The sequence below is a fragment of the Roseivivax sp. THAF30 genome, assembly GCF_009363575.1.
In the GTDB taxonomy this organism is placed as follows: domain Bacteria; phylum Pseudomonadota; class Alphaproteobacteria; order Rhodobacterales; family Rhodobacteraceae; genus Roseivivax; species Roseivivax halotolerans.
Map to the genome: position 1 here is coordinate 3,180,336 of NZ_CP045389.1, position 14,008 is coordinate 3,194,343.

General features: G+C 62.7%; 10 protein-coding genes. All 10 read left to right on the forward strand.

What is annotated here, in order from left to right; translation table 11 throughout:
* Positions 1–118 precede the first annotated feature (118 nt).
* Positions 119–1,105: a TAXI family TRAP transporter solute-binding subunit gene (locus FIU91_RS15415; RefSeq protein WP_152463153.1), complete on the forward strand. Its 987-nt coding sequence runs from the start codon at positions 119–121 to the stop codon at positions 1,103–1,105.
* Positions 1,102–1,587 (forward strand): DUF1850 domain-containing protein, encoded by a 486-nt coding sequence (locus FIU91_RS15420; protein ID WP_152463154.1) that lies wholly within the window; start codon positions 1,102–1,104, stop codon positions 1,585–1,587. The genes FIU91_RS15415 and FIU91_RS15420 overlap by 4 nt, the downstream gene beginning before the upstream one ends.
* Entirely contained in the window at positions 1,584–3,593 is a 2,010-nt protein-coding gene (locus FIU91_RS15425; RefSeq protein ID WP_152463155.1) for a TRAP transporter permease, read from the forward strand. Before FIU91_RS15420 ends, FIU91_RS15425 begins: the two co-directional genes overlap by 4 nt.
* Positions 3,594–3,597: 4 nt before the next feature.
* A complete protein-coding gene (locus tag FIU91_RS15430; RefSeq protein WP_152463156.1) occupies positions 3,598–5,337 on the forward strand; it encodes an ATP-binding protein in 1,740 nt (579 codons plus the stop codon).
* A complete protein-coding gene (locus FIU91_RS15435; protein WP_152463157.1) occupies positions 5,334–6,665 on the forward strand; it encodes a sigma-54 dependent transcriptional regulator in 1,332 nt (443 codons plus the stop codon). The genes FIU91_RS15430 and FIU91_RS15435 overlap by 4 nt, the downstream gene beginning before the upstream one ends.
* Positions 6,666–6,853: 188 nt before the next feature.
* Positions 6,854–7,864, forward strand: coding sequence for an ABC transporter substrate-binding protein (locus FIU91_RS15440; protein ID WP_152463158.1), 1,011 nt, complete (start codon positions 6,854–6,856; stop codon positions 7,862–7,864).
* Entirely contained in the window at positions 7,861–8,898 is a 1,038-nt protein-coding gene (locus FIU91_RS15445; RefSeq protein ID WP_152463159.1) for an iron ABC transporter permease, read from the forward strand. Before FIU91_RS15440 ends, FIU91_RS15445 begins: the two co-directional genes overlap by 4 nt.
* A complete protein-coding gene (locus tag FIU91_RS15450; RefSeq protein WP_152463160.1) occupies positions 8,895–9,659 on the forward strand; it encodes an ABC transporter ATP-binding protein in 765 nt (254 codons plus the stop codon). Before FIU91_RS15445 ends, FIU91_RS15450 begins: the two co-directional genes overlap by 4 nt.
* A 67-nt stretch (positions 9,660–9,726) precedes the next feature.
* Entirely contained in the window at positions 9,727–10,635 is a 909-nt protein-coding gene (locus FIU91_RS15455) for a DMT family transporter (RefSeq protein WP_152463161.1), read from the forward strand.
* 1,460 nt (positions 10,636–12,095) lie between these two features.
* The gene (locus FIU91_RS15460; protein WP_152463162.1) at positions 12,096–13,676 is read left to right on the forward strand and encodes an ATP-binding protein; all 1,581 of its coding nucleotides are present in this window, start codon (positions 12,096–12,098) and stop codon (positions 13,674–13,676) included.
* Positions 13,677–14,008: the final 332 nt, after the last annotated feature.

A 14,008-nucleotide genomic window follows, 5' to 3' on the forward strand; every position in this document is an offset into this window, starting at 1 on the left:
AAATTTCACGACTTTGGCAGTTTTTGGCCGACGCGGTGCGCGAGATGACATAGCATCCGAAGTATCTCGAAAGGGAGTCGGGAGTACGACGGGCAAAAGCCCAAATGGGAGGACTATCATGACGAATAATGTAAGCCGCAGGTCTTTCGGCCTGCTCGGAACCGCTGTCGCACTGGCCGTGGGCTTCGGAGCGCCTGCCATGGCGCAATCCCAGCTCTCCATCGCAACGGGCGGAACCGGCGGCGTCTATTATCCGATGGGCGGCGGTCTGGCAGAGATCATCAACAACCATGTCGACGGCTATTCCGCGACGGCAGAAGTCACCGGCGCGTCGGTCGAGAACATGGGCCTCATCGCGCTTGGAGACGCGGATCTGGCCATCGGTCTCGCGGATACGGTCTCGCAAGCCTATTCCGGCACCGGCCGCTTCGAAGGTCAGGAATTGCCGATGATCCGCGCGGTGACGTCGCTCTATGCGAACATGGTGCAGATCGTCGCGCTCGAAGGGTCGGGCATCACCTCGCTCGAGGATCTGCGCGGCAAGCGCGTTTCGATCGGCGCGCCGGGCTCGGGCACCGAAGTGAACACCAACGCGATCCTGGCGGCCAATGGCATCAGCTACGATGACATCGAGGAACAGCGCCTGAACTTCAACGAGACCGCCGACGCCCTGTCGAACGGCGATATCGATGCAGGCTTCTGGTCCGTGGGCGCGCCCACCTCGTCGATCCTCAACCTGTCGACGACGCAGGATATCGTGATCCTCGCGCTCAGCGATGCCGAGCTCGATGCGGCGATTGCCGAGGACGAGACCTTCACCAAAACGACCCTCGCGGGCGGCACCTATACGGGCGTCGACAAAGACATCACCGTTCTGGGCATTCCCAACGTGCTGACCGTCTCGTCCGAGATGTCCGAAGATGTAGTCTATGCCATCACCAAGGCGATGTTCGAGAACATTGCCGAGCTGCAGGCGGTGCACCCCGCCGCGCAGGAAACGACGGTAGAGTTCGGCTTGTCGGCCACCCCCGTGCCGATGCACCCCGGTGCGATTCGGTACTACGAGGAGATCGGCGAGACCGTCCCTGACAACCTTCGCCCATGATCGGTGCGATTTGGGAAGGGGGAAGCAAAGTCTTCCCTCTTCTCGCTCTACTGCTGCTGCCGGTCTCGGTCGGCGCAGAGGCACTGACAGCAACGCGCGAAGACGGTACCGAGATTGCCCGCTTCGACATTCCCGAAGGCAAGGGGTGGTGCGTTCTCTGGAACCACTCGGTTCAGGGATTTACGGTCTCCGATTGTTACGAGAACCAGGCGGGCCGAATGGTTCTGGTCAGGTCGCATCTTCCAGATTTCGCCGCCGGTCTCGATCATATACCCGGACGCGGCCGCCAGGTGACCGATGGGCAGGGCGGCTATTTCATCCTCGACATCGATGAACCGGTTCCGGGGAACGCCTACATCCTGCGTCCCGGTGCCGGTCCGGTAAACCACCGTCTGCAGGTCGGAGACCGCGTCGTTTCCCTGTCCGCGGTTGCGCCCCGAGAACGCGTGCGGATCGCGCTTGAAAGGACCGAGAGCCAATGAGTTCACAGACCGAAGAGACCTCTCTGCCGCTTGAACAGCCAAAGATCGTCGTGCGGGCGATCACGGTGATCGGCATCGCGCTGTCGCTCTTCCAGCTTTACACGGCAGGGCTGCAGCCCCTGGGTCTGTTCTTCCAGAGACCCATTCACCTCGGTTTCATCCTCGTCCTCTGTTTCCTGATCTACCCTGCCTTCGGCCGCCACCGCGAGCGGGGTGTGACGGGATGGATCATCGACGGCGTCCTGATCGTGATGAGCATCGCCGCGGGCGCCTGGGTGCCGATGAATATCGACACCATCGCCAACCAGATCTTTCCCCGGACGATCGACATCGTCATGGGCGTCGCGACGATCATTGTCGTTCTAGAGGCCGCGCGCCGCGCGGTGGGCCTCGGCATGACGTTGATCGGCGTGTTCTTCTTGATCTACGCCTTCGCGGGCAACCGGGGCGAGCTGCCCTTCCTGTCGGACTGGATGCCCGGCATCCTGAACCACCGGGGCTATTCACTCGACCGAGTGGCGAGCCAGATGACGCTCGGCGCCGAAGGCATCTTCGGCATTCCCTTGGGCGTGGCCGCCACCTTCGTCTTCATCTTTGTCCTGTTCGGGGCCTTTCTGGAAGTCACCGGCGCGGGAAAGTTCTTCATCGACCTGGCCTATGCCGCGGCAGGCAAACAGCGCGGCGGCCCGGCCAAAGCCGCCGTCATCGCCAGCGCTGGCATGGGCTCGATTTCCGGCTCGGCCATCGCCAACGTCGTGACGACCGGTGCCTTCACGATCCCGCTGATGAAGAGGCTCGGGTACCGGCCGGCGCAGGCAGGCGGGATCGAGGCCGCAGCCTCTACGGGCGGTCAGATCATGCCGCCCTTGATGGGGGCGGGCGCCTTCCTGATGAGCGAATTCACCCGCATGCCGTATATCGACATCGTGCTGGTCTCGATCTTTCCGGCGGTTCTCTATTTCGGGACGGTGTACCTCCTCGTCCACATCGCCGCGGTCAAACAGGGCATGACCGGCCTCACCGCGGAGGATCTGCCCAATACCCGCCAGATCCTGGCCGAGGGCTGGCACTTCCTTCTGCCGCTCGTGGCCCTCGTGGCCCTTCTCGTCGCGGGCTACTCGCCGATGCGGGTGGGCTTCTACGCGATCCTGTCGATCATCGCCGCCGCCTCGGCGCGGGCGCTCTGGATGTTCGCCGCCTCCGGCCCGACGACCGCGGGGTTCATTGAGCTTTGCAAGCGCGGATTCGTCCTGACCCTCGAGGCGCTTGATCTTGGCGCACGCAATGCGGTCGCGGTCTCCGTCGCTTGCGCGGTCGCAGGGATCATCGTCGGCATCGTGGGTCTGACCGGTCTGGGGCTGAAGTTCTCGGCAATGATGATCGCTTTCTCGGGCGGAAACCTCGTCCTCGCGCTGATCCTTGTCCTCTTGGCGAGCCTCGTTCTCGGCATGGGACTGCCGGTGACGGCTGCGTATATCGTGCTCATCATCCTTGTCGGCCCGGCGCTGACCGAGGAATTCGGCATCCCGCTCTTGATCGCGCACCTCGTCGTGTTCTGGTATTCGCAGGACAGCAACGTGACGCCGCCCGTGGCGCTCGCAGGCTTCGCCGGGGCCGCGATTGCCGGGTCGAAACCGATGGAGACAAGCGTTCAGGCATGGAAATACGCCAAGGGCCTCTACCTGATCCCGCTTTTCATGGTGTTCAACGAAGAGATCATCCTCGGGGGACCGTTGCCCATGGTCTTGTGGAGCGGTGCCATCGCCATCCTCGGGCTTGTCGCTTTCGCAGCCGTGCTGGAAGCCTTCCTGTGGCGGCCGATGGCGGTCTGGATGCGCGTGCTGCTCGTTCCCGGGGTGATCGCCTTGTTCTGGCCAGAACTCTGGGTCGAGATAGCCGGTTTCGCGCTCGTCGCCGTCCTTCTGGGGATGAATTGGCTGCAAGCGCGTCGCGAGAGAGACTTGCCGGGTGGACCGCCTTGGGCGCAGAGCATCTCGAACGGGTGAGCGCGTGAGCCTCGTCCGGCCGCTTCTGCTTGCGGGACTTGTCGGCGGGCTGGTCTGGGTCGGCGCCCAGAACCTCGCCCTCGGCATGGCGCGCACGGAGCTGGACCAGACGCTGCTTCTGACCGAGCGGGCTGTCGAAGCCGAGGTGGAGCGGCTCGGCTCGCTTCCGTCCGTCACGGGCGAGGACGTGCGCGTGCGCGATGCGCTGGCTGGAACCGGTTCGCTGCAAGAGGCCAATACCTACCTCGAAACCATCGCGGTGCATGCCCAGGCGGACCAGTTGTTCCTGATCGATGCACAGGGGCAAACCATCGCGGCGTCGAACTGGAATCGTCCGGGCAGCTTCCTCGGAGAGAATTACGGCTTCCGCCCCTACTTCAAGGAGGCGATGGAGAGTGGGACGGGCGATTTCTACGGCATCGGCGTGACAACGGGCGTGCCGGGCTATTTCCTGTCGCGCCGGATCGATGTCGACGGCGTATCCGGCGTGCTTGTCGTCAAGCTCGATCTGCGCCCGTTGCAGAGTATCTGGCGCACGGCGGATGCCGATGTGTCGCTGGCCGACGAGCACGGTATCGTCTTTCTCTCCGCCCGGCCCGATTGGGAGTATCGCGCGCTGACACCGCTCAGCCCGGACGTGCTCGAGGAGTTGGAGGCAACGCGTGCCTACGAGGGCGCACAACTCGGCTCGACTCCTCCGCTTGTCACCAAGGCCCGCGATCTCGACGATGCCGCAGGAGCTGGGTGGATCGGCCGGATCGCGACGATGCCCTCTACCGGATGGCACGTCGTGGCCGCCCGCTCCACCTCCGGGCTGCAGCTCATGTCCCTCGGCGCAGCGGTTCTCGCGACGCTTGCGACCCTGGCGCTGGTCGCGACCTTCAAGGCCTGGGACCAGCGCCGCCAGATCATCGCTCTGCGCCTGTCTCAATCCGAGAAGCTCGAATCAATGGTCCGCGCCAGAACCGCCGATCTGGCCCGGGAAGTCGAAGCGCGCACACAGGTGGAAATCGATCTGCGCGCCACCCATGAAGCCCTGGTGCATACCGAGAAGATGGCCGCGCTGGGGCGGATGTCCGCAGCGATCGTCCACGAGATCAGCCAGCCGCTCGCCGCGATGGAGGCCACCTTGTCGGCAGCGGAGATGGGCCTCGACAAGAACGACACCGCCACAGGCAACCGCCTGGCCTCGGCGCGCGGCTTGATCCGCCGGATGCAGCGCACGACCAAGCACCTGAAAAGCTTCGCCCGCAAGGATGTGGCGGAGCTGTCGCTGATCGATCTTGCAGCGCCCGTGGCCTCAGCGCTTGAACTGGTCGCCCCACGGGCGCGGGCCCTCGGCGTGGTGCCGGAATTCCGTGCCCCGTCCCGCAAGATCGAGGTGATGGCCGGCGCGGTGCGGATCGAGCAGGTCGTGGCCAATCTGCTGTTGAACGCGCTCGACGCCGTGGCCGACATGCCAAACGCCCGGATCACCGTCACGCTGGAGGAGGCAGGCGGTCAGGCCGTTCTCTGCGTGACAGATACTGGGCAGGGCATCCCGGAGGAGGATTTGCCAGATGTCACCGAGCCCTTCTTTTCGACCAAGATAAGCGGCGAAAGCCTCGGTTTGGGTCTGGCGATCTGCAAGGCGATCTTGTCCGATTTCAATGGCGGCCTTGAGATAAGCTCGGCGCCCGGCCAAGGCACCGAAGTCGTCGTCACCGTGCCCATCGCAACGGCCAAAGGAGCCAAGGCCGCATGAACGCAGGTATCGTGATCGTCGACGATGATGGAGATCATCTGGCCGCTCTCGCCGATCTGATCGGTGCCTCCGGCTATGCCGTGCAGACCTTCGATACCGCGGACGCCGCCCTCGCGGCGATGACCGAACAGCCGGATCTGGTCGTCAGCGATCTGCGTATGCCGGGCATGGATGGCATCGCCTTTCTCAGGAAACTCCGCGAGAGATGGCATGACGTACCCGTTGTCCTGCTGACGGGCCACGGCGATGTCGGTCACGCGGTGGAGGCTATTCGCGCCGGTGCCGAGGATTTCCTCGAGAAACCCTACGATTCAGCGCATCTCCTGGCGGTTCTGCGCCGCACGCTCGAGGCGCAGGCCGCGCGCAATGAGGTCGCCCGCCTGCAACAGGTTCTGGCCGAGCGCGCCGATGTCAGCATTCTCGGCCAATCCCGCGCGATGCAGCAATTCCGCAAACGTATTTCGGTGCTGGCTTCGGTCGATCTCGATGTGCTCATCACCGGCGAGACCGGAACGGGCAAGGAGCTGGCCGCACGCGCCATTCACGCCGCGAGCGCGCGGGCGGAGGGCCCGTTCGTCGCGCTAAACTGCGCCGCGCTTCCTGAGAGCATGGCGGAAACCATCCTTTTCGGCCACGGCGAAGGCGCGCTGGCGCATGACGCCGATGGTCGGGCAGGAAAGCTCGAAGCGGCAGATGGCGGCACGTTGATGCTGGACGAGGTCGAAACGATGCCGATGGCCATTCAGGCCAAGATGCTCCGCGTGCTGCAAGAGCGCAGTTTCGAGCGTCTCGGGGACAACGTGGCACGGCCTCTGTATGTCCGGGTGATCGCCACCACGAAGACCAATCTGCGCTTGCTCGACACCTTCAGGCCCGATCTGTTCTACCGGCTGGCCGGGGCGGAGCTGACAACGCCGACCCTGCACGAGGCGGGAGAGGATATTCCTCTGATCTTCGCGCACTACGCGCAGCTCGCCGCCCGCCGCTATGGCCGTCCCGACCCCGAAGTGCCGTGGGCGCTATCCCAAAACCTCAAACGACGCGCCTGGAGCGGGAACGTGCGTGAGTTGAAGACAAGCGCCGAAGCTTTCGCACTGGGACTGCTTGAGCTCGAAAGCGCCGGCGCTCAGAAATCCGGGCCGATGACGCTGGCCGATCGCGTGGCCGAATTCGAGGCGCGCGAAATCACGGCCGTTCTGGAGGCTCATGCCGGCAACACGCTTCGCACGGCTGAAACGCTCGGGCTTCCGCGTCGCACGCTGAACGACAAGATGCGGCGATACGCGATCACACTGGATCCCGAGCGGCAATCGGACGAAACCCGATAGCCCTGCCCTGGCAGAACGTGTCGCGGCGACCGGTATGAGGGGCTTGGCGTCACGCGATCCGGCACGCCAGGTTCAGCGCGAAACCGAGAGACAGGGCCCCAGAAAATCCCGACTAAAACACCTTGATATCGCCCTGCGATGGGGCTACGCGATTCCCGACAGAACAACTCAACAATGAGCTCCTCCCGATGTCCCACAAATCCATCACGGCGATTGCACTCGCAGCGTCGGCCTGCCTTGGTTCTGCGGTTTACGCGCAGACGGACTATCCGCTGACCATCGAGAATTGTGGGCAGTCGGTCACGTTCGAGGCACCGCCGCAGAACGCCGTCGCGCTTGGCCAGAACAGCGCCGAGATCATGCTGATGCTGGGGCTTGAGGACCGCATGGCCGCGACGGCCTTCTGGCCGAACACCGTGCTCCCCGAATTGGCCGAGGCGAACGCCGAGGTGGAGCTTCTGTCGGTCGAGTTCCCCTCGCTGGAATCGGTGCTGGCGGTGCAGCCCGACTTCGTCGCGGCGATGCTTGTCACGCTCATGGGTCCCGACAGCAAGGTGGCCAAGCGTGAGGATTTCCACAGCCTCGGCATTCCCACCTACCTGTCCCCGAGCGCATGCTCAGTGACGGACGTCGCCACCGATATCTATGGCGCGCGCTCCGAACTCTGGACCATGGATCAGCTATACAAGGAGATCGAGGATCTGTCGCGGATCTTCGACGTGGCAGATCGCGGCGAGACCGTCATCGCGGACCTGAAGGCGCGCGAGGCGGCGCTGCGCGGACGCTTCGAGGACCGCGGCGACCTCTCCTTCCTGTTCTGGTTCTCCAGCCCGTCGCCCGAGGATGACGCCTACCTTGCCGGCGGCAACGGTCCGTCGACCTATATCGCCGACCTTCTGGGCGGCACGAACGCCGTCAAGGCCTCGTCCGAATGGCCGACCCTCGGCTGGGAAGGCATCATGGCAACCGACCCCACCGTGATCGTCGCGGCACAGGTCGACCGCAAGCGCTGGAGCCTCGACGAGGCCGAGAACAAGATCGCCTTTCTCGAATCCGATCCGATCGTCAGCCAGATGGAGGCCGTGCAGAAGGGCCGCATCGTCGTGATGCCGGGGGCTGCGACCAACGCCAGCATCCAGACGCTCTACGGGGCCGAGGAAGTGGCCGAGCAGCTCGAGGCGCTCGACCTCTCGGAATGAGTACGGGCGTCATGGATCGCGGCATGGTGCGGCTCGCGCTGCTGACGCTGGTCTCGGCCACGGTCCTGGCCTTCGCCATCGCCGTCGCGACCGCCATCGGCGACTACACGATCGGGCTCGGAACCGTCGCCCTGGCAATCACCAACGGGCTCGGCCTGACCGCGGCCGAGCTTCCGCCCATCGAGGAAAGCGTGGTCTGGGACCTGCGGCTCAGCCGCGCGCTCGTTGCGGGGCTCGCCGGGGCGGGGCTGGCGCTCTGCGGAGCGATCCTCCAGGCACTCCTGCGCAACCCGCTGGCCGAACCCTTCGTGCTGGGCATCTCGGCCGGCGCCTCGACCGGCGCGGTCTGCGTGATCGTCCTCGGCGTCGGGGCGGGCAGCCTTTCGCTGTCGGCCGGGGCCTTCGCCGGGGCTTTCGCCGCCTTCGGAGTGGTGGCGCTCCTGTCGAACGGGGCCACAAGCGGGCCGAACCATACGATCCTCGCCGGCGTCGCCGCATCGCAGCTCTTCAACGCGCTGACTTCCTACATCGTGACCACCTCCGGTAACGCCGAACAGGCGCGCAACGTCATGTTCTGGCTTCTGGGCAGTTTCGGCGGCGTGCGCTGGCCCGACTTCCAGCTTCTGCTGGTGACGGTGCCGCTGGGTCTGGCGCTCTGCATCTACATGGCGCGCGCCCTCGACGCCTTCACCTTCGGAGACGAGGACGCGGCCGCGCTCGGCGTGCCGGTGGGGCGGATACGGCTCGCGCTCTTCGCGGTGACGGCCGTGATGACGGCGACGATCGTCAGCATGGTCGGCGCCATCGGCTTCGTGGGCCTTGTCGTGCCCCATGCCGCGCGCTTCGTCGTGGGCCCCATGCACATGCGCCTCCTGCCCGCCTGCGCAATCATCGGGGCGATCTTCATGGTGACTGCCGACATCGTGTCGCGGGTGATCGTGGCGCAGCAGACCGTCCCCATCGGCGTCGTCACCGCCCTTGTCGGGGTGCCCTTCTTCGCAATCATCCTCTACCGCGCGAGGCCGCAGACATGAGCGTCGTGGCGCAGAACCTCACTTGGGGCGTGAAGCGCAAGACCATCGTCTCGGACGTCTCGCTCACAGTCGCCCCCGGCGAGACACTTGGCCTGATCGGGCCCAACGGGTCGGGCAAATCCTCATTGCTCCGGCTTCTCGCAGGGCTGCGTCGTCCGGGCACGGGCCGGGTCGAGATCAACGGTCAGGACGTCGCGAGGATCACCCGCAAGGCACTGTCCCGGCAGGTGGCCTTCGTGCAGCAGAGTGCCGCGACCGACACCAATGTTACGGTCGCGGACGTCGTACGGCTCGGGCGGACGCCGCACCGCTCGGCGCTCGCAGGCTGGTCCGAAGCCGACGAGGCGGCAGTCGGCGAGGCGCTGACCCGCGTCGACATGGCCTCGCGCAAGACACAGGCTTGGCAAACGCTGTCGGGGGGCGAACGGCAGCGCGTGCATATCGCCCGGGCCCTGGCGCAGGCGCCGCAGGTGATGTTCCTGGACGAGCCCACCAACCATCTCGACATCCATCACCAGATCGAAATTTTACGCATGGTGCGTGACCTCGACCTGACGAGCGTGATCGCCTTGCACGATCTGAACCTCGCGGCGATGTTCTGCGATCGGATCCTGGTCCTCAGAGAGGGCGCTGTCTGCGCTTGCGGGACGCCGCACGCCGTGCTTACTCCGGATATCCTGCGTGACGTCTTTCGCGTCTCGGCCCATGTCGACGCCCCGGCAGATGCCGGTCGCCCACATATCCGCTTCAGCGCAGGGTAAGACGCTTTGGATCGAGCAGGATGACACCGAGCCACTCAAGACGCTTCACTGCCCCGGCCGCACGGCCATGAGCGCGCCTCTGCCGCAGGTGACGAGCCTGCCGTTCTTGCCGAACGAAGCGCTCGGGATCACGCTGCGTATTCTCTCCACGCTGGCCTTTGCGCTGATGAGCGTCTGCATCAAGGCTCTCGGCGATGTGGTCCCTCTGGGCCAAGTGGTGTTTTTCCGCTCCGCGATCGCCCTTTTCCCGCTTGCCGCATACCTGTGGTGGCGCGGCGACTGGCCCGGCGGTCTCAGGACATCGCGACCGCTTGGGCATATCGGACGCTGCCTTATGGGCGCCGCGGCGATGTTCACCTCGTTCGCGACGATCCGGCTGCTGCCGCTCGCGGAAGCGACGATGCTCTCCTACCTCGCACCGGTCATGCTCGCCGTTCTGGCATGGGCGCTCCTCGGAGAGCGCCTGACCGCGCGGCGCATCGCCGGCGTGGCGCTCGGCCTTGCAGGAGCGGCCGCCTTCTGCCTGCCCGCCTTCGCGGGCGCCTTGCCCGACGCGGGCGGCCTCGGCGTGTTTCTCGGTCTCGTCACCGCCATGCTGACCGCTGGCGCCTTGATCCAGGTGCGGCGTTTGACCTTGCTTGGCGAGGGTGCTGGCGCAATCGCGTTCTGGTTTGCCGTCGTCTCCGCCTTGTGCGGCCTCACGACGCTGCCCTTCGGATGGGCTTGGCCCGGCGTCGCCGGGATGATGCTCCTGGTCGCCACCGGCCTTGCAGGCGGGCTCGCCCACATCCTGATGACATTGTCGTTCCGACATGCCGATGCCTCCGCATTGGCGCCGTTCGAATACCTCTCGGTGCTCTGGGCCGTCGCGCTTGGCTTTGCCTTCTTCGCCGAAGTGCCCGGTCTCGCCTTCCTTGTCGCAGGACCGCTGGTGCTGATGGGTGCCATCATCACACGGACCCCTCGAGCGCGGTAGCGGATGGCAGTGCTTGGCTTGGCTTGGCTTGGCTTGGAGCAAGGCGCATGGCCCCGGCTCCTCGGCGCAACTGGAACAGCGGTTGAAAAGTGCGATCAGCCCGGGGCTGGCGCGCGCTACCTCGCGCCGGTCGTGATCCGTCAACCCGCGGAAGGGGCTCCGGCATTCCATCGGCTGACAGCACGTCCACGCTGAAACTCGCGGCGCAACGACGCAACGCGGGGCGTAAGAGTTTTGAGAAACATGGCTGGGGTGGTAGGATTTTCTGTTTTATTTCATGATGTTATCAACACTTATTGATATTGGGTCGTTTGTCAATCGGGAGAAATCGGTTTCCGGCGGTTTATTTCAGACTGTGTGTCACAGAAGGTGCCGCCACCATTCTGGCAGCCCGACAGTTGGGTCCGGATCGAAGTGTCGCTGACGGAACTAATGAGATGAACTGCCTTCCCACCAAACGCTGCTACCATGGCGTGCATAGGTGGAGAGACGAGCATCTGAAGGACATCAGGGTTCCGGGCTTGCATCAAACCTTGGGTCAAACGTTTCCGTTTGGCGGCAAACGATACATTTAATTCTCATGGCGGCTGTCCAAGCACACGCTGCCGAGGATTTGTTCTATCGAGCGCGAGAAAGGAGGTTTAGCAGGTCCGGTATCCAAATAAGCCAGCACTCGAGACAAATCATTGGTCATCGTCAAAAAGCGGCGCGCCGCGGGAAACTGATCACCCCCAGATACGATGACATCGTTCGAACGGAAACGCCTCAATATCCTCGGTACGCTCACTTGCCGACCGCAGCAGAAGGTCGACCATGGCGGCCTTTGAAGGCCCGGCCACCGACGGGAAAATCGGACGAGCGCGGTGGCGCTCGCTCTCAAACGAGAAAAGCGAATGGAAACATATTGCGGCGCGAGCCTCTCCAACGGGAAAACCTCTCGCTGGAGTGCTTGCCCGTGCACAGAGGATTAACGTTTCGGCGTCACAGAGGCCTTTTTGTGACCGTCACGGACAGTTGCAATCATGATCTGATGTGCTGCTCATACCCCATGAGCAACGCACCAATGAGGTGGTCCGAGGAAATCGAACAGTCAGCCCGCAGGTAGACCTATTTGTATTTGGTCGTTCGCCGAAAGCGCTCGAAAAGATGCTGTCGCGCCAGGCGCCTTTCCCGTTCGTCCTGAACCTTGATTTACCTGCTGGACCGTCACGAACGGCCCAGATCTGACATCGAGACGTTGACCCTATGCTGCATCGCAGTCCGTCGAAGCCGCCATTCGCAGATCATGCAGCATTCTCCTTCGCGCGTTACGATTATGTGGACCACAGTGGAAGTGCCGCAGGCACATGCTCCAGCGCAACACACTGACCAGATCAGCGAGCGGTTTGCAGTCGTGAAGTGACACTCGTGCAAAGTCGTGGATGATCTGAAAGCCAAGTCGCGATGGAGGATGCGAGGCTATGCTGGCAAAGTCTTGGTATGCAGATAGCGCACGCGAAATCGACTACGCGCTGAGGCAGCTTTATTTACTCGCCGCAGACCCAGAAATTGACTTCGAGTCAAAGGCTCAAAGCCTACTGAAGATTGGTTGCGAGGCGCTGAATCTGTCTCTCGGAATCATAAGTAAGGTTACCGATGAGCGTTATGTCGTTAAGTTCAGCTTCGGTGTGCTGGATGCGCCAACTGTGGGAACCTCGTTCGACCTGTCAGGTACGTACTGCGTGCATACCCTTGAAGCCAGCGACGTGACGGCGTTTCACCACGTTGGCGCGTCTGCGATAAAAACGCACCCATGCTACGCGGACTTCGGCCTGGAAAGCTACATTGGCGTTCCGTTGACAGTACATGGAAAAGCACGGGGTACCCTGAATTTCTCGTGTGCCTCTGCCCGCCCCAAACCTTTCAGTGCGAAAGAGTTAGAACTGGTTCGATTTTTCGGAAAGTGGATATCCAAGGAGTGGGAGCGCAAACTCGAGAAACACGATCTTGAGAATAAGACGATGCTCCTGGAGTCGATATTGGAGGCCATGCCCGACGCCATGGTCTTCGCGAACAGGCACCGTGAAATCGTCGCGGTGAATCCTGCGGCGGAAAAGATGTTTGGGTATCCTTCATCTGACTTGGAGGGTCGCAGGAGCTCGGCGCTCTATGCAAGTCTCGATGTCTATGAAGAGGCCGGACAGCGCGCCTATAACCAAGAGGTCTCAGGCAAGAGCGCGCCGATGATGGTCGATTACATGCATAAGTCGGGCCGCATCGTGGTAGGCGAGACGCATTCGGCTCCCATGGACTCAGCAAGTGGTGATAGGATCGGCTACCTCGCAGTTATCCGAGATGCGACATCGCGCAGTCGAGCAGACACCGAGCGGGACAATGCGATTGCCGCCGCCAGTCATGAGTTGAAAACGCCTATAACCGCCTTGAAAGGCGCACTGCGCCTGCTTGAGCTATACACGACTGATCTTCCATCGGATGCCAAGCAACTCCTGACAAGCGCTGCGCGAAGCTCTGACCGCCTCGAAGCATTAACCCGTTCCATTTTGGATGCCGGGAGGCTTTCGGCGCAGTCCAGGCAAGTTCAGTTCGAAGAGGTCAGCCTAAGCTTGCTCCTTCAATCCTGTGTATTCGACACAGAACGATTTGCAGAGGATAATGACGTGCAGGTGGTGGCGCCCAAGACCACACGCGCAGACTATGTCGTCCGCGGCATCGAAGCTATGCTCCTACAGCTTGCGGTGAACCTCGTGACCAATGCAATCAAGGCTTCTCCAAAAGGAGGCGTTGTCGAGTTGGGGCTGTTCCCGGATCGTGCTGGTTTCTGGGTTAAAGACAATGGACAGGGAATTCCCGAGAGGATTCGACCGGTCTTGTATGACCGCTTTACCAAGGCGGGCGAGACTTCATACCGCTTCGGTGGCGGAACCGGGCTCGGTATGAGCATTGTTAAGGCGGTCGTCGACCAGCACCATGGGAGTATCTCTTTCGATAGCGAAATCGGGGTTGGAACGACATTCTATGTCGAACTACCTGAGGTCGAGTGATCCCGCAGACATTAGAAGTGACATACCTCCGGACAACTTGGCCTCTGGAACTCGAAAAGTACTACCCCTGCATCCTGCCAATACGATACGGATGCTTCGAGTCGAAAAAGAATGCTCTAACCAAACGCCAACGTTAATGAACTCGTGGCCAAGCCAGCCGTCGCTTCTGGCCCAGTCTTGCCATTCGGTCCTTAGCCAATCGCCGCGGTGCAGCTTCACCAGACCGGCCATTTTTTAACCGCGCAGCATTCTTCTTGGGTGATGGTCGGCAGTGCGGGACTTTGCTGCCATTTGCTTATTGGCGAAATTGTGTAGACTCCTGAAAAACGGAG